Origin of the sequence: Bacillus sp. FSL L8-0358, assembly GCF_038593095.1 — a bacterium.
Lineage (GTDB): Bacteria > Bacillota > Bacilli > Bacillales > Bacillaceae > Bacillus > Bacillus subtilis.
In genome coordinates this window covers 3,865,084-3,879,737 of the sequence record NZ_CP151962.1, presented here as the reverse complement: position 1 = coordinate 3,879,737, position 14,654 = coordinate 3,865,084, and the positions used below count along the sequence as shown (strand labels likewise).

Here is a 14,654-nt window from a genome sequence, read left to right as displayed (position 1 = left end):
TGCGGGGATCAATAAAACTGGTGAAGCAGCAATAAGGTTAAGGATACTGTAATCGCGCCCCCGATGCGGGTAGACACTTGGGCGAAAGGCATTAGTTCAAGCCTTTCAGCGGCGCTTAAAATGGCAACGTCACCGGTGCCGCCTTGCCCAGAATGGCACGCATTGATAATGGCGGTTTCAATCGGATACATGTTCAGCCATTTTCCTGTGAAGAAGCCAACGGCCATCATGGTCACAACGATAGACAGAATCGTGATAATATTGCTGAGGTTAAAAGCGGCGACAAGCTTGTCCCACGGCGTCATGGATACCCCAATCGCAAAGAGAAGCGGGTAGGTCACAGCTGTTGAAAAGAAGCGGGACACTCCAAACGCGCCATTTTCAATTGAGGCAGGCACCAATCTGAACAGCTTGATTAGAACAGCCAGTAACAGCATGGCAACGGGTGCCGGAAAACCGAAAAAATCGTGAGCAAGCATGCCGACTAAGTATAAAGAAACAGCAAGGATACCGCCTGACGCAAATAAAGAAAGGTTGAACATTTGCTGGCCGCTTTGTGATTCCTCCAGCGCAGGGGACTCTTCTTCGGAGCGGTCCACTTTGCCGTTGCCTGTCCATTCCGGTTTTTTCTTTCCGATGCGGTTCAGCAATCCCGCTAGAATAATCGCGCACAGGCTGCCCAGCATAATCGATGGCAGAACAAGTGCAAACGCTTCCCCTTGAGAAATGGGCATGATGTCAGAATATCCGATGGACAGCGGGATAGCGCCTTCTCCGACTCCTCCAGCCATGATCGGAATGACAATGTACAGCAGGGTATGCTGAAATCCGAGTCCGAGCAATGTCCCGACAGCCAGTCCGACAATAGCGGCTGTGACAGAACCGACAATAAGCGGAATAAAGATTTTCATGAATGCTTTTACGAGTGTTTCTCTTTTCATGCCGAGAATGCTTCCGACGACAATACCGGCGATAAACAAATATAGAAAGTTTGAGTTTTCTGTAAATTCTGTGGTGGATTTGACGATATCATTAGGCAGCAGGTGATAGTACACGATAGCGGACGGAATAAAAGTAGCTAGGATGGCCGGGCCGCCGATAGAACGAACTATCGGTAACGATTTGCCGACTTGGGCAAAGGTAAACCCGAAAAACGCCATGACGGCGATGGATGTCAAAATGTCACTTTTTACATCGTGATGCATAACAAAAACAGTGATTAATATAAACAGCAAGGCATACACAGGAAGCGGTATGATGCCTACTTTTATATTCATGGCTTTCGCAAACCAATTCTCTTTTCGAACCCCTTCGTGAATTGTATCCGTTTGCAATTGCATGTGTGTTTGAAGCTCTCCCATTGAAAAACCTCCCCTATTCTTGATGCAGTGAAATTGTTCACTATGTTAAGTATACTAAAAAATTGAAATTATTAATATATTAAAAATTTACTATTCAACTTTTCTCCACTTGCCGTTTTAGTTGGAAAGAGGCATTCTGACTAAAATCGGTTTATGACGGAATGCTGGGAATCGAGTGCTGGTGCGGGGCAAGCATTTTGTTCGCAAGGAACGATGTGTTGATGTACGATAATAAAGGGTCATTTATCCTAGCAGCCGACATAAATAAGCAACAAAATAGACAAAAATCCGTCACATAGCGCGGGACTTTTTAGGTATTTTAGGCTTTATTTTTGAAATGAATCGTTGTAAAGTACTTAATATGAACCAGTCAGAGATTGTGTCATTTGGTCAGTCTAGCAATCTTGCATCATATTGAACGACTTTTTGACACATTTGTGAAATATTGAACAATATTTTTTTCGTCTATTTTGTGAATTACTGATCAAAGTTTTGGTTCTATTTGTGAAGTAGTGAGCAAATTAACAGTTTCAACCGGAAATGGAGGAGAAAGCATGAGTGAATTGGTATTAGCCCGCATACAATTTGCATCAACAACGTTGTTTCACTTCTTGTTTGTGCCGATGTCTATCGGGCTTGTGTTTATGGTTGCGTTGATGGAGACTCTTTATCTTGTAAAGAAAAATGAGCTGTATCTCAAAATGGCAAAGTTTTGGGGACACTTATTCTTAATAAATTTCGCAGTCGGTGTTGTAACGGGGATTCTGCAAGAATTCCAGTTTGGACTGAACTGGTCTGATTACTCCCGTTTTGTCGGAGATGTATTTGGCGCTCCGCTTGCGATTGAAGCATTATTGGCGTTTTTCATGGAATCTATTTTTATCGGATTATGGATTTTTGGCTGGGACCGCCTGCCGAAGAAAATTCACGCTCTCTGCATATGGCTCGTATCATTCGGAACGATCATGTCATCTTTCTGGATTTTAACAGCAAACTCCTTTATGCAGGAGCCGGTCGGCTTTACGATTAAAAACGGCCGCGCGGAAATGAATGATTTTGGCGCGTTGATTACAAACCCTCAGCTCTGGGTTGAATTCCCGCACGTCATTTTCGGTGCGCTTGCCACTGGAGCTTTCTTTATTGCCGGAGTGAGTGCTTTTAAACTGCTGAAGAAAAAAGAAGTGCCGTTCTTTAAACAATCTTTTAAACTCGCAATGATCGTCGGCCTTTGTGCCGGTCTTGGCGTCGGCCTTAGCGGACACATGCAGGCTGAGCACTTGATGGAATCACAGCCGATGAAAATGGCTGCCAGTGAAGGCCTATGGGAAGACAGCGGTGACCCTGCTGCTTGGACTGCTTTTGCGACGATCGATACGAAAAATGAAAAAAGCTCAAATGAAATCAAAGTTCCTTATGCCTTGAGCTACTTGGCTTATCAGAAATTCAGCGGAAGTGTCAAAGGGATGAAAACCCTTCAGGCTGAGTACGAAAAAATATACGGAAAAGGCGACTACATTCCGCCAGTGAAAACGACATTCTGGAGCTTCCGCATCATGGTTGGCGCAGGCGTTGTCATGATTCTTGCTGCGTTAGGCGGCCTCTGGCTGAACCGCCGCAAAAAGCTTGAAAACAGCAAATGGTATTTGCGCATCATGATCGCGTTGATTTCCTTCCCGTTTCTTGCGAACTCCGCGGGCTGGATTATGACAGAAATCGGACGTCAGCCTTGGACGGTTATGGGCTTGATGACAACGGCTCAATCTGTGTCGCCTAACGTAACTGCGGGTTCCTTGTTATTCTCAATCATCGCATTCGGTGTGATGTACATGATTCTGGGCGCGCTGCTTGTCTTCTTGTTTATCCGTGAGATTAAAAAAGGTGCGGAGCATGATAATCATCATGATGTGCCTGTATCAACAGATCCATTTAGTCAGGAGGTATACCATGGCATCTCTTCATGATCTTTGGTTTATACTCGTTGCTGTATTGTTTGTAGGATTCTTCTTTTTGGAAGGCTTTGATTTCGGGGTCGGCATGGCGACCCGTTTTCTTGGCCATAATGAATTAGAACGCAGAGTGCTGATCAACACGATCGGGCCGTTCTGGGACGCGAATGAAGTGTGGCTTTTGACTGGCGCAGGCGCCATTTTCGCGGCATTCCCAAACTGGTATGCAACGATGCTGAGCGGTTATTACATTCCGTTTGTCATAGTGCTGCTTGCGTTAATGGGCCGCGGGGTCGCGTTTGAGTTCCGCGGCAAGGTGGATCATTTAAAATGGGTAAAGGTTTGGGACTGGGTCGTTTTCTTCGGCAGTCTGATTCCTCCGTTTGTGCTTGGTGTGCTGTTCACGACATTATTCCGCGGGATGCCGATTGATGCCGACATGAACATTCACGCACATGTATCTGATTATATCAATGTATATTCTATACTTGGCGGTGTGACGGTAACACTTCTTTGCTTCCAGCATGGATTAATGTTTATCACGCTGCGTACGATTGGTGATTTGCAAAACCGCGCCCGGAAAATGGCGCAAAAGATAATGGGTGTTGTTTTTGTAGCGGTTCTTGCCTTCGCGGCCCTTTCTGCGTATCAGACAGACATGTTTACACGCCGCGGCGAGATTACCATTCCGCTCACTGTTTTGATTGTCATCTGCTTTATGTTCGCGGCTGTATTTATTCGTAAGAAAAAAGACGGCTGGACATTTGCGATGACAGGCGCTGGTCTGGCGCTGACCGTGGGAATGATCTTTATTTCCCTATTCCCTCGCGTAATGGTCAGCTCGCTTCATAGCGCATACGATTTAACAGTAGCTAACGCTTCTTCCGGAGATTATTCGCTTAAAGTCATGTCAATTGCAGCATTAACGCTATTGCCGTTCGTCATCGGCAGCCAGATCTGGAGCTATTATGTCTTCCGGAAGCGCGTCAGTCATAAGGAGCCTATGACTTATTAATGGGAAAAGACCTGTTTCGATATAAAGGAATGAAGCGGATTCTCACCGTGATTACTTGCTTAACGCTGATTCAGACAGCCGCTATTATCATGCAGGCAGAGTGGCTGAGTGAAGCTGTAACCGGGCTTTTCAACGGGAAGAGCATTGCCTCCCTGTTTCCGGTGATCGGCTTTTTCCTCATCGCTTTTGTCGCGCGGCACGGGGTGACAGTGGCGCGTCAGAAAATCGTCTATCATTATGCCGCCCGGACGGGAGCTGATTTGAGGAAAAGCTTTCTCGATCAGCTGTTCCGCTTAGGCCCCCGCTTTGCAAAGAAAGAGGGGACGGGGCAAATGGTGACGCTGGCGATGGAAGGCATCATCCAGTTCCGCCGTTACCTGGAGCTGTTTCTGCCGAAAATGGTCAGCATGGCGATTGTGCCTGCGGCAGTTGTCATTTATGTGTTTTTTCAGGATCAGACATCAGCCATCATTTTAGTCGCTGCTATGCCGATTCTGATCATCTTTATGATTCTCCTCGGCCTTGTCGCGCAGAGAAAAGCGGATCGTCAGTGGAAATCCTATCAGAGACTTTCCAATCATTTTGTTGATTCTCTTCGCGGGCTGGAGACATTGCGTTTCCTAGGTTTGAGCAAGTCACACAGCAAAAATATTTTCTATGTGAGTGAGCGGTATCGCAAGGCAACGATGAGCACACTCCGGGTGGCGTTTTTGTCATCATTCGCCCTCGATTTTTTCACGATGCTGTCGGTGGCGACAGTCGCAGTATTTCTGGGCCTGCGCCTTATTGACGGCGATATTTTGCTTGGCCCTGCTTTAACGGCGCTTATTCTGGCACCTGAGTATTTTTTGCCGGTGCGGGAAGTGGGGAATGATTATCATGCAACGCTGAACGGCCAGGAAGCAGGAAAAACCATTCAAGAGATTTTGTCACAGCCTGGTTTTAAAGAAGAGACGCCGCTTCAGCTCGAAGCTTGGTCCGATCAGGATGAGCTGAAGCTGTCAGGCGTGTCAGTCGGCCGTTCGGTGTCTGATATTCATCTCTCATTCAAAGGCAAGAAAAAAATCGGCATTATCGGTGCAAGCGGCGCAGGAAAATCAACATTAATTGATATTCTCGGCGGATTTTTAGAGCCGGATGGCGGGATGATTGAGGTTAATGGTACAAGCCGGTCCCATTTGCAGGACGGCAGCTGGCAGAAGAACCTTCTTTACATCCCTCAGCATCCGTACATTTTTGATGATAAGCTTGGGAACAACATTCGCTTCTACCATCCAAGCGCTTCGGCAGAGGAAACAGCCCGTGCTGCTGCTGCGGCGGGACTGGCGGAGCTGGTGGATAGCCTTCCTGAAGGATTAGAGGGGCGCATCGGGGAAGGCGGCCGGGCGCTCAGCGGCGGCCAGGCACAGCGTGTCGCGCTGGCCCGCGCCTTTTTGGGAAACCGTCCGATCCTGCTGCTGGATGAGCCGACCGCCCATCTTGATATCGAAACAGAATATGAAATAAAAGAAACGATGTTGGATTTATTTGAGGATAAGCTCGTCTTTCTCGCGACTCACCGCCTTCACTGGATGCTCGATATGGACGAAATTATCGTGCTGGACGGAGGCAGGGTTGCGGAAGTCGGGACTCACGATGAATTGCTGGCGAAAAACGGTGTGTATACCAAACTCGTGAAGGCACAACTGGGGGAAAGAGCATGAAGAAAGAAGAATGGATTTTGCCGTATATCAAGCAAAATGCCCGCCTGTTTGTTCTGGTTATCTTTTTGGGCGCGGTGACGATTTTTTCTGCTGCTTTTCTCATGTTCACCTCGGGTTTTTTGATCTCTAAGGCGGCGACAAGGCCGGAAAACATCCTGCTCATTTATGTGCCGATTGTCGCTGTGCGCACCTTTGGGATTGCGCGCTCTGTATCGCGATATGTGGAACGGCTCGTCGGGCATCACATTATTTTGAAAATCGTATCCGACATGCGCGTCCGCCTTTACAATATGCTTGAGCCGGGTGCTTTGATGCTGCGTTCCCGTTTTCGCACGGGGGATATGCTCGGTATTTTGTCTGAGGATATTGAGCATTTGCAGGATGCTTTCTTAAAAACGATTTTTCCTGCGATCTCAGCCTTGCTCCTGTATGCTGTCTCAGTGATAGTGCTCGGCTTCTTCTCTTGGCCGTTTGCCATATTGCTTGCGCTTTATTTGTTTGTTCTTGTTGTATTGTTTCCGGTTGTGTCTTTGCTCGTGACGAGAGCGAAGAATGCGAAGCTGAAAAGCGGACGGAATGTGCTGTACAGCCGTCTGACAGATGCTGTGATGGGTGTCAGCGACTGGATGTTCAGCGGACGCCGGCATGCGTTTATTGATTCCTATGAAAAAGAGGAACATGATTGGTTTGAGCTTGAACGGAAAAAGCAATGCTTTACGAGATGGCGGGATTTTGCTGCGCAATGCCTTGTCGCCGGCCTTATTTTGCTGATGCTGTTTTGGACAGCGGGACAGCAAGCGGACGGCGAGCTCGCTAAAACGATGATTGCCGCTTTTGTGCTAGTGGTGTTTCCGTTGACGGAAGCCTTTTTGCCGCTTTCGGATGCCTTAGGCGAAGTGTCGGGCTATCAGGATTCTATCAGACGCATGAACAAGGTGGCTCCTCAGCCGGAGGCGTCACAAACTGAATCAGGGGATCAAATGCTCGATCTTCAAGATGTCACCTTGGCCTTTCGTGATGCGACGTTTTCTTATGACAACAGCAGCAAAGTGCTTGACAACTTTTCCTTTACGCTGCGCCAAGGAGAAAAAATGGCGCTGCTCGGCCGAAGCGGCTCTGGGAAATCTACATCGCTTGCATTAATCGAAGGGGCCTTGAAGCCAGACTCCGGTTCTGTAACGTTAAACGGAGTGGAGACAGCGCTGCTAAAGGATCAGATTGCGGATGCGGTGGCCGTGTTAAATCAAAAACCGCACCTGTTTGATACAAGTATTTTGAACAACATCAGGCTCGGAAACGGAGATGCAAGCGACGAGGATGTGCGCCGCGCCGCAAAGCAGGTCAAGCTGCATGACTACATTGAGTCATTGCCTGACGGATATCATACCTCTGTACAGGAAACGGGCATCCGTTTTTCCGGTGGAGAGCGCCAGCGGATCGCACTTGCGAGGATTTTGCTGCAGGATACACCGATCATCATCCTCGATGAGCCAACAGTCGGCCTCGATCCTATTACCGAACGTGAATTGATGGAAACGGTGTTTGAGGTGCTGAAAGGAAAAACGATTTTATGGATTACCCACCATCTCGCGGGAGTGGAAGCGGCTGATAAAATCGTATTTCTCGAAAACGGCAAAACAGAAATGGAAGGAACCCATGAGGAGCTTCTGGCGGCAAACGAACGGTACAGCCGCCTGTATCACCTTGATGTTCCTGTAAAATAGAAGACAGCCCCTGAGGCTGTCTTTCATCGTGTCGACAAACCCTCGCATTCGTTGTCAGTCCTGCGCGTTGGTGCTCACGAATGACTAAGGAACAGCGGCTAAATGCTTAGGCGTCCTGCCCAAACACCGCTGTCATCACATCCTGTGAAAGTCTGCTCCGATGCTCGCCCTTCCTAGACTTCAAGGGTTTTCAATCACGCTGAATAGATGACATAATCATAAAATGAAAACCATTTTATGATTTTATCAACAATCTAAGACAGCCCTAAAAGGCTGTCTTTTTTGTTTGAAAAAGAAAAGGGACAGGAAAAATAGGAAAAGAAAGCAGAGGAGGGATAGAGATGAATGTTCCATATTGGACGGAAGAGCATGTAAGGGCCACGCTTCCTGAAAGAGATGCGGAGAGCCATAAAGGCACGTACGGTACGGCTTTGCTGCTGGCGGGAAGTGACGACATGCCGGGCGCAGCGCTGCTTGCAGGGCTTGGGGCCATGCGGAGCGGTCTCGGCAAGCTTGTCATCGGTACATCAGAAAGCGTAATCCCGCTAATTGTTCCTGTTTTGCCCGAGGCGACCTATTGGCGTGACGGCTGGAAAAAAGCGGCGGGTGCTCAGCTTGAAGAGACGTACCGGGCCATTGCCATCGGATCGGGCCTTCCGCAAACGGAAAGCGTACAGCAGGCAGTCGATCATGTGCTTACGGCTGATTGTCCTGTTATTTTGGATGCCGGAGCGCTGGAGAAGCGCACATATCCGAAACGGGAGGCACCCGTCATCCTCACGCCGCACCCGGGCGAGTTTTCCCGAATGACAGGGATGCCCGTGAACGAATTGCAGAAAAAAAGAGCGGAATATGCAAAGGAATGGGCGGCTCAGCTGCAGACTGTCATTGTGTTAAAAGGAAACCAAACCGTCATCGCGTTTCCTGATGGAGACTGCTGGCTCAATCCAACCGGAAACGGGGCGCTCGCCAAGGGCGGCACCGGTGACACACTGACGGGCATGATATTGGGGATGCTCTGCTGTCATGAAGATCCAAAGCACGCCATATTAAACGCGGTCTATTTGCATGGTGCGTGCGCCGAGCTCTGGACGGACGAGCACTCCGCTCATACGCTGCTCGCTCATGAGCTATCTGACATGCTGCCCCGCGTGTGGAAGCGATTTGAATGATAAAAAAGCTGTCTTCAGAGAGAAGACAGCTTTTCTTGATACCCCGCCCGTTTTTTCAGACGCGGTTTCATTAATACATAGTAAAGCACAGAAGGCACGGCCAAGCCGATAATCCATGCAATGTCTCCGCCGCCAAACACTTTGGCAAGCGGTCCGATGTAAAAGCTTGTGTTGATAAACGGAATTTCCAGCAAGATAGACAGAACGAACGCAATTGTGGTGATCCAATTGACCTTTCCATAAGGCCCGTTTACGTCGAACATGGCTTTGACTTGATACTTTCCGTGGCGGACGAAGTAGTAATCGACTAAATTGATTGCCGTCCACGGAATTAAGAAATAACTGATGAAAAAGATAAAATTCAAAAACAGCTCCATAAAATTGCTCTGTCCCAGTAGGCTTAAGACTGTGCCGACAAGCGTGACACCCAGGATCATGATGATTCTGACTTTGGGCGTGACTTTTAATTTCAGAAACGGCTCCAGCGTTGTTGTCGTGGACATGAATGCCCCATACAGGTTAAAAACATTGATCGCCATTTGCCCAAATAACACAATGATCAGCATAATAAACGAGAAGGGACCGAACAATTGGACAATCTGGCTGCCTGAGTTTGCCGTAAAGTCAGGAAGTGAGGTTGTCAGCAATGCGCCGAGCAGCATCATCCAGATGGAGCTGACAGATGTACCTGCATAGCTGTACCAAAATGTTTTTGAAGCCGGTGTTTTAACTGGCAGATATCTTGAATAATCGGCAACATACGGCGCGTAGGCAAGCTGCCACGTCGCAACTGCGCTGACTGCCACCAAGAAAATTGGCAGATCAATCGCTCCGGGAATCCAGCTGCCTGCCGGAATCGGCAATTGAAAAATGAGAATCGTTGCAGCAAAAAATACAGCAAAAGAGGTCCAAGAAAGGATTTTTTGCATTTTGTGAATCAAATCATGGCCGAAAATGGTGAGTAAAAAACATAAGGCGCTTAAGCCTATAATGCTCCATGATCCCGGGATGGGAACAAAGCTGCTTAAGGTTCCGGCCGCCAGAATCGTGCTGCTTGCGAAGAAACCAAGGTAGATAAACATGACTAAGAAGAGGGGAAGAATCGCTCCGATTACGCCGAATTGGGCACGGCTTTGAATCATTTGCGGGATGCCAAGCTGAGGGCCTTGCGCGGAATGAGACGCCATAAATATGGCACCGATTAAGGTTCCGCAAATAATAGCGGCAACACTCCAAAACAGATTAAGTCCCATTGCAACGGGAATCGTGCCAGTCACTAACGTGGTGATATGCATATTAGCCCCGAACCATACGGGAAATAAATCTTTCGCTTTACCATGTCTTTCTTCATTCGGAATATATTCAATCGTTCGCCTTTCTACTTTCAATGCATCGTCCTCCATATTGGATGTTTTTTTGAAATCGACATAAAGTCATAGCTTAACAGACTATGAGGGGGTTTACAAATAAGGATATGCAGCCAAACGGCCGGGAAGCTTGATCTGTCAATGGCTGAAAAGAATTGTAAAAAAGATGAACGCTTTTGAATCCGGTGTCGTCTCATAAGGCAGAAAAACAAAAAAGGGGGGATCACGGTCATTGGATACACATGAAGAACAGCGGCTGATCCAGCAGGCGAAAGAGGGAAACGACGAGGCGTTTACAGCCCTTTTCCACTATCACTATTCTTTCTTATATAAATACTTGTTAAAGCTTTCCCTTCACCCTGATCTCAGCGAGGAACTTGTTCAGGAAACCTTTCTGAAAGGGTACATCCATTTAAGAAGCTTTCAGGGCCGTTCAAAATTCTCCACATGGCTGATCTCCATTGCATCGCGGCTCTATCTCGATCACCAGAAAAAGAGAAAGAGAGAATGGAAACGGAATCAGACAGTTACGGAGGAAACAATCCGCAAGATCAAGTGGGACGTGTCAGTGAAAGGGGCAGAATGGAGCGAGACGCTTGATCTGTTTTCAAAGCTGGACCCTAAACTGCGCACACCGGTTTTATTAAGGCATTACTACGGCTATACCTACGCCGAAATCGGAGTGATGCTTCAAATCAAAGAAGGCACTGTAAAATCCAGAGTTCATAAAGGGCTCCAGCAAATCAGAAAGGAGTGGAACGATGAATAAAGAAAAGCTTTCAATTCATTTCAAATCAGAATTGCAGAAAATTGATCAAACAGCCAATCCCTCTATACCAGATCAAAAAGAACTGCTTTACCAGCTGTTACAAATGAAAGCTGAACGCAGAAAAAAACTGATGAAAGAGATCATCTTATTTGTATTCTGTGCGCTGATGGTTGTGAGTGCGGCAATCCTGGCATTCACTCAAGCTCCCGCTGTGTTTATTGTGCTTCAGGTTTGTGTGCTTGCGGTGTTGCCGATTTTGATTGCGGCTGAGAAAAAAAGGCATCTCGGCGAATGTGAGGTGAAACGCAGATGACACAAACAGAAATTGTCATAACGGTTGCGGCTTGTCTCGTCGTATTGTCACAGGGAATCTTTTTATTTATTGATGCGAAAAAACGTAATCGCATGGCATGGGTTTGGGGGATTGTCGGATTGATTCAAGCACCGATGCCTCTGATTTGTTATTACTTTTTTGTCATTAGGCCGGATCGGAAGAAAAGGGGGATCAAGCAATGAATATTTCTTGGGAAATGATTTTGCCGCTGATTGTATTACAGCTGGCTTTGGCGGTGTTTGCCCTCATCAGCTGTATAAAAGAAGAGCGGACGAACGGGCCAAAGTGGATGTGGGCTGCAATCATCGTATGTATCAATATTATCGGGCCGATTTTGTTTTTTACCGTCGGCAGAAAGCAAAGGTAAGCCGATATGCTGTCTATTGAATCATTATGCAAATCGTACAGGCATCATGAAGCTGTAAAGAATGTCAGTTTTCACGTGAATGAAAATGAGTGTGTCGCACTATTAGGACCTAATGGAGCCGGCAAAACCACGACTCTGCAAATGCTGGCCGGACTGCTTTCGCCAACCTCCGGAAACATTAAGCTGTTAGGAGAGAAAAAGCCGGATCGGCGTTTGATTGGGTACCTCCCGCAGTATCCAGCTTTTTATTCGTGGATGACCGCAAATGAATTTTTAACATTTGCGGGGAGACTGTCCGGTCTTTCGAAGAGAAAATGCCAAGAGGAAATCGGCGGGATGCTGGAATTTGTCGGTTTGCACGAAGCGGCGAACAAAAGGATCGGGGGCTATTCAGGAGGCATGAAACAAAGACTCGGTCTGGCACAGGCACTGCTCCATAAACCGAAGTTTTTGATATTGGATGAACCGGTGTCTGCTCTTGATCCGACAGGGCGGTTCGAGGTGCTGGACATGATGCGGGAGCTGAAAAAGCATATGGCCGTTCTGTTTTCTACACATGTTTTGCACGATGCAGAGCAGGTGTGTGATCAAGTGGTGATTATGAAAAACGGTGAAATTTCATGGAAAGGCGAGTTACAGGAGCTGAAACAACAGCAGCAAACGAACGTTTTTACCCTTTCAGTGAAAGAGAAGCTGGAAGGCTGGCTTGAAGAGAAGCCTTACGTATCAGCTATTGTCTATATGAATCCGTCCCAAGCTGTTTTCGAACTGCCAGATATACAAGCTGGCCGGTCATTGTTGAGTGACTGTATCCGAAAGGGATTGACCGTCACCCGTTTTGAACAGAAAACGGAGTCTCTTGAAGACGTCTATCTAAAGGTGGTGCACGCATGAAGGTGATGATGGCGTTATTGCAGAAAGAATGGCTGGAAGGGTGGAAAAGCGGCAAGCTGATCTGGCTGCCGATTGCGATGATGATCGTGGGGCTCACACAGCCGCTGACCATTTATTATATGCCGGAAATCATTGAACACGGAGGAAGCCTTCCTGACGGCATGAAAATTAGTTTTACGATGCCCTCCGGGTCTGAAGTGATGGTCAGCACGCTTTCTCAATTCAACACGCTTGGCATGGCTCTGGTCATCTTCAGCGTGATGGGCAGCGTGGCGAATGAAAGAAATCAAGGCGTAACATCGCTGATCATGTCGCGGCCTGTGACGGCAGCCCATTATATCGTGAGCAAATGGCTCACCCAAAGCGTGATCAGCATTGCGTCGTTTGCAGCTGGATACGGGCTTGCTTATTATTACGTTCGGCTGCTGTTTGAGGACGCATCATTCAGCCGCTTTGCCGCAAGCCTTGGCCTTTACGCGCTTTGGGTGATATTTATTGTGACCGCCGGCCTTGCTGGAAGTACGATATTCCGGTCTGTCGGAGCAGCTGCCGCTTGCGGGATCGGGCTCACAGCAGCCGTTTCCTTTGCTGTTTCACTATTTCCAGATGGTGCGAAGTGGCTTCCGGCTGAGATTTGCAAGCAGGCGGAGCATATCCTTCTTCATGGAGAGCGGGCAGATTTTTTCGGATGGTCACTCACTTTCTCCATTCTGTGCATCATACTTCTGGCAGTGTTTTCTGTGTGGCGATTCCGGCGGTATGAAAGCTATTAATTGATCATGTTACGTTTTTGCGCGAGCATTACAAAAAAGGCGGCAAATGCCAGAGACCCGGCTCCATAAAAAACTCCCGCAAGCCCGACAAGCTGTGCGATTTTTCCGGCAAGAAGGGGCCCGAGGAAGATCCCTAGCGCATAAAATGATTGATAAAACCCCATCACTGACATTTTTAATCGGGCAGAACTGACTTCGACGACATGGCTTAGCAGCAGAGGAAAAACGAAGCCGAGCGCCAGCCCGATACAGGCGTGTGTGATGCAAACCGTGAACAATGCAGCTGAAAAAGGAACGTATAGCAAACAGACCCCGGTGACAGCGAAACTAATGAGCATCACGGAGTAAGCGATACTGCTTGTGAACCGCAGAAAAACAAAGCTTAATGTGGCGGCTGCGTGTGGGAGGAAAAAGGCGCTCATCACCCAAAGCAGCTCCGCGTCGCCCATTCCGAGCTGATTCATGTAAAGCGGCGTAAAACCAAACACTGTGATAAATAATACGGCATGGGCCGTCATAGACAGGATGGTGAAAAGCTTCAGCTTTGGCAGCCGCAATGTATCTTTGATGTACTGATTGACACGAATGGTGTCACGGTTTGCGGGAGGAGCAGACGGATCCTTAATAAAGCAGCAGATCACCAGACCTGCGACCGAGGCTGCCAGCGCCATCCAAAATGGGACCTGCCTGCCTAAATGGGCTGCCGCAAGCCCGCAGAACACAATGCTGGCAAACTGAGGCATGACGGTAAAAAACTGCATGATACCCATTGCTTTTGATGCATTGCCATTGTTGAAATAATGTGCGTATAAAATGGTCGCCATCACCCACATAGAAGCAGTAATTCCCGCGAAAAGCCGGGCGGCCAGCACGAAGAAGAAAGAATCAAACATCAGAAAAAGCAGGCTGCTGAGGACGGAAAAGCCGAACCCGGCAATTAACAATTGCTTGCGCAAGGAAAACAGGATGTCTGACACAAGGCCGAGCGGGAATCGCAGAAGGATTTGCGTGACCCCGTAGCTGCCGAGAATGATGCCGATTGCGCCATATGAAAAGTGCAGATCCTCCAAATACAGACTGAATACAGGAACGTAAATATAGCCTGAAAACCAGAAACAAAATACCATGCATAAAAAAACGGCGTGATCTAAAGCGCCGATTGTTTTTTTCTGAGGAATCAAGTCCTGCTGTAATTCCATCGTATCTCTCCACCCCTTTCCTTCCAGTAC

The 14,654-nt window shown here is 47.8% G+C and carries 14 protein-coding genes; 11 read left to right on the top strand and 3 right to left on the bottom strand.

Annotated elements, in window-relative coordinates; all coding sequences use genetic code 11:
- Window positions 1–8: 8 nt before the first annotated feature.
- Window positions 9–1,361, bottom strand: a complete 1,353-nt coding sequence (gene cimH, locus NYE49_RS19905; RefSeq protein ID WP_342410686.1) for a citrate/malate transporter CimH — start codon at window positions 1,359–1,361, stop codon at window positions 9–11.
- Window positions 1,362–1,915: 554 nt separating this feature from the next.
- Here cimH and cydA point away from each other — a divergent pair.
- The 5 genes from cydA to NYE49_RS19880 all read left to right on the top strand — a co-directional run bounded on the left by cydA (window position 1,916) and on the right by NYE49_RS19880 (window position 8,921).
- Window positions 1,916–3,322 carry a cytochrome ubiquinol oxidase subunit I gene (cydA, locus tag NYE49_RS19900; protein WP_003243795.1) on the top strand — a complete coding sequence of 469 codons (1,407 nt, stop codon included), beginning with the start codon at window positions 1,916–1,918 and terminating at the stop codon, window positions 3,320–3,322.
- Window positions 3,306–4,322 (top strand): cytochrome d ubiquinol oxidase subunit II, encoded by a 1,017-nt coding sequence (gene cydB, locus NYE49_RS19895; protein WP_047183407.1) that lies wholly within the window; start codon window positions 3,306–3,308, stop codon window positions 4,320–4,322. The genes cydA and cydB overlap by 17 nt, the downstream gene beginning before the upstream one ends.
- Window positions 4,322–6,025: a thiol reductant ABC exporter subunit CydD gene (gene cydD, locus NYE49_RS19890; protein WP_047183406.1), complete on the top strand. Its 1,704-nt coding sequence runs from the start codon at window positions 4,322–4,324 to the stop codon at window positions 6,023–6,025. The genes cydB and cydD overlap by 1 nt, the downstream gene beginning before the upstream one ends.
- Entirely contained in the window at window positions 6,022–7,749 is a 1,728-nt protein-coding gene (gene cydC, locus NYE49_RS19885; RefSeq protein WP_047183405.1) for a thiol reductant ABC exporter subunit CydC, read from the top strand. Before cydD ends, cydC begins: the two co-directional genes overlap by 4 nt.
- A 341-nt stretch (window positions 7,750–8,090) precedes the next feature.
- Window positions 8,091–8,921, top strand: coding sequence for an NAD(P)H-hydrate dehydratase (locus NYE49_RS19880; RefSeq protein WP_047183404.1), 831 nt, complete (start codon window positions 8,091–8,093; stop codon window positions 8,919–8,921).
- Window positions 8,922–8,935: 14 nt separating this feature from the next.
- Here NYE49_RS19880 and NYE49_RS19875 read toward each other — a convergent pair whose 3' ends face one another.
- Window positions 8,936–10,309 (bottom strand): cytosine permease, encoded by a 1,374-nt coding sequence (locus NYE49_RS19875; protein ID WP_047183403.1) that lies wholly within the window; start codon window positions 10,307–10,309, stop codon window positions 8,936–8,938.
- 211 nt (window positions 10,310–10,520) lie between these two features.
- Here NYE49_RS19875 and sigY point away from each other — a divergent pair, with 211 nt between their 5' ends.
- The 6 genes from sigY to NYE49_RS19845 are packed head-to-tail and all read left to right on the top strand — an operon-like array spanning window position 10,521 to window position 13,425.
- Window positions 10,521–11,057: an RNA polymerase sigma factor SigY gene (gene sigY / locus NYE49_RS19870; RefSeq protein ID WP_015385028.1), complete on the top strand. Its 537-nt coding sequence runs from the start codon at window positions 10,521–10,523 to the stop codon at window positions 11,055–11,057.
- Entirely contained in the window at window positions 11,050–11,370 is a 321-nt protein-coding gene (locus NYE49_RS19865; RefSeq protein ID WP_047183402.1) for a YxlC family protein, read from the top strand. The genes sigY and NYE49_RS19865 overlap by 8 nt, the downstream gene beginning before the upstream one ends.
- Window positions 11,367–11,573 carry a sigma Y negative regulator YxlD gene (yxlD, locus tag NYE49_RS19860; RefSeq protein WP_015385026.1) on the top strand — a complete coding sequence of 69 codons (207 nt, stop codon included), beginning with the start codon at window positions 11,367–11,369 and terminating at the stop codon, window positions 11,571–11,573. Before NYE49_RS19865 ends, yxlD begins: the two co-directional genes overlap by 4 nt.
- Window positions 11,570–11,758 carry a sigma Y negative regulator YxlE gene (yxlE, locus tag NYE49_RS19855; protein ID WP_003227293.1) on the top strand — a complete coding sequence of 63 codons (189 nt, stop codon included), beginning with the start codon at window positions 11,570–11,572 and terminating at the stop codon, window positions 11,756–11,758. Before yxlD ends, yxlE begins: the two co-directional genes overlap by 4 nt.
- Window positions 11,759–11,764: 6 nt before the next feature.
- Window positions 11,765–12,652 (top strand): ABC transporter ATP-binding protein, encoded by an 888-nt coding sequence (locus tag NYE49_RS19850; protein ID WP_342410678.1) that lies wholly within the window; start codon window positions 11,765–11,767, stop codon window positions 12,650–12,652.
- On the top strand, window positions 12,649–13,425 hold the full coding sequence (locus tag NYE49_RS19845) for an ABC transporter permease subunit (protein ID WP_342410677.1): 777 nt from the start codon (window positions 12,649–12,651) through the stop codon (window positions 13,423–13,425). The genes NYE49_RS19850 and NYE49_RS19845 overlap by 4 nt, the downstream gene beginning before the upstream one ends.
- Here NYE49_RS19845 and NYE49_RS19840 read toward each other — a convergent pair.
- The gene (locus tag NYE49_RS19840) at window positions 13,422–14,624 is read right to left on the bottom strand and encodes an MFS transporter (RefSeq protein WP_342410676.1); all 1,203 of its coding nucleotides are present in this window, start codon (window positions 14,622–14,624) and stop codon (window positions 13,422–13,424) included. The two genes, NYE49_RS19845 and NYE49_RS19840, sit on opposite strands and share 4 nt — an antisense overlap.
- Window positions 14,625–14,654 lie beyond the last annotated feature (30 nt).

Excerpts from the sequence above, each read along its gene's own strand:
- NYE49_RS19840 (WP_342410676.1), bottom strand. The coding sequence starts at position 14,624 with ATGGAATTACAGCAGGACTTGATTCCTCAGAAAAAAACAATCGGCGCT.
- cydB (WP_047183407.1), top strand. The coding sequence starts at position 3,306 with ATGGCATCTCTTCATGATCTTTGGTTTATACTCGTTGCTGTATTGTTT.
- cimH (WP_342410686.1), bottom strand. The coding sequence starts at position 1,361 with ATGGGAGAGCTTCAAACACACATGCAATTGCAAACGGATACAATTCAC.
- NYE49_RS19850 (WP_342410678.1), top strand. The coding sequence starts at position 11,765 with ATGCTGTCTATTGAATCATTATGCAAATCGTACAGGCATCATGAAGCT.
- NYE49_RS19865 (WP_047183402.1), top strand. The coding sequence starts at position 11,050 with ATGAATAAAGAAAAGCTTTCAATTCATTTCAAATCAGAATTGCAGAAA.
- NYE49_RS19880 (WP_047183404.1), top strand. The coding sequence starts at position 8,091 with ATGAATGTTCCATATTGGACGGAAGAGCATGTAAGGGCCACGCTTCCT.
- cydC (WP_047183405.1), top strand. The coding sequence starts at position 6,022 with ATGAAGAAAGAAGAATGGATTTTGCCGTATATCAAGCAAAATGCCCGC.
- NYE49_RS19845 (WP_342410677.1), top strand. The coding sequence starts at position 12,649 with ATGAAGGTGATGATGGCGTTATTGCAGAAAGAATGGCTGGAAGGGTGG.
- yxlE (WP_003227293.1), top strand. The coding sequence starts at position 11,570 with ATGAATATTTCTTGGGAAATGATTTTGCCGCTGATTGTATTACAGCTG.
- yxlD (WP_015385026.1), top strand. The coding sequence starts at position 11,367 with ATGACACAAACAGAAATTGTCATAACGGTTGCGGCTTGTCTCGTCGTA.
- cydD (WP_047183406.1), top strand. The coding sequence starts at position 4,322 with ATGGGAAAAGACCTGTTTCGATATAAAGGAATGAAGCGGATTCTCACC.
- cydA (WP_003243795.1), top strand. The coding sequence starts at position 1,916 with ATGAGTGAATTGGTATTAGCCCGCATACAATTTGCATCAACAACGTTG.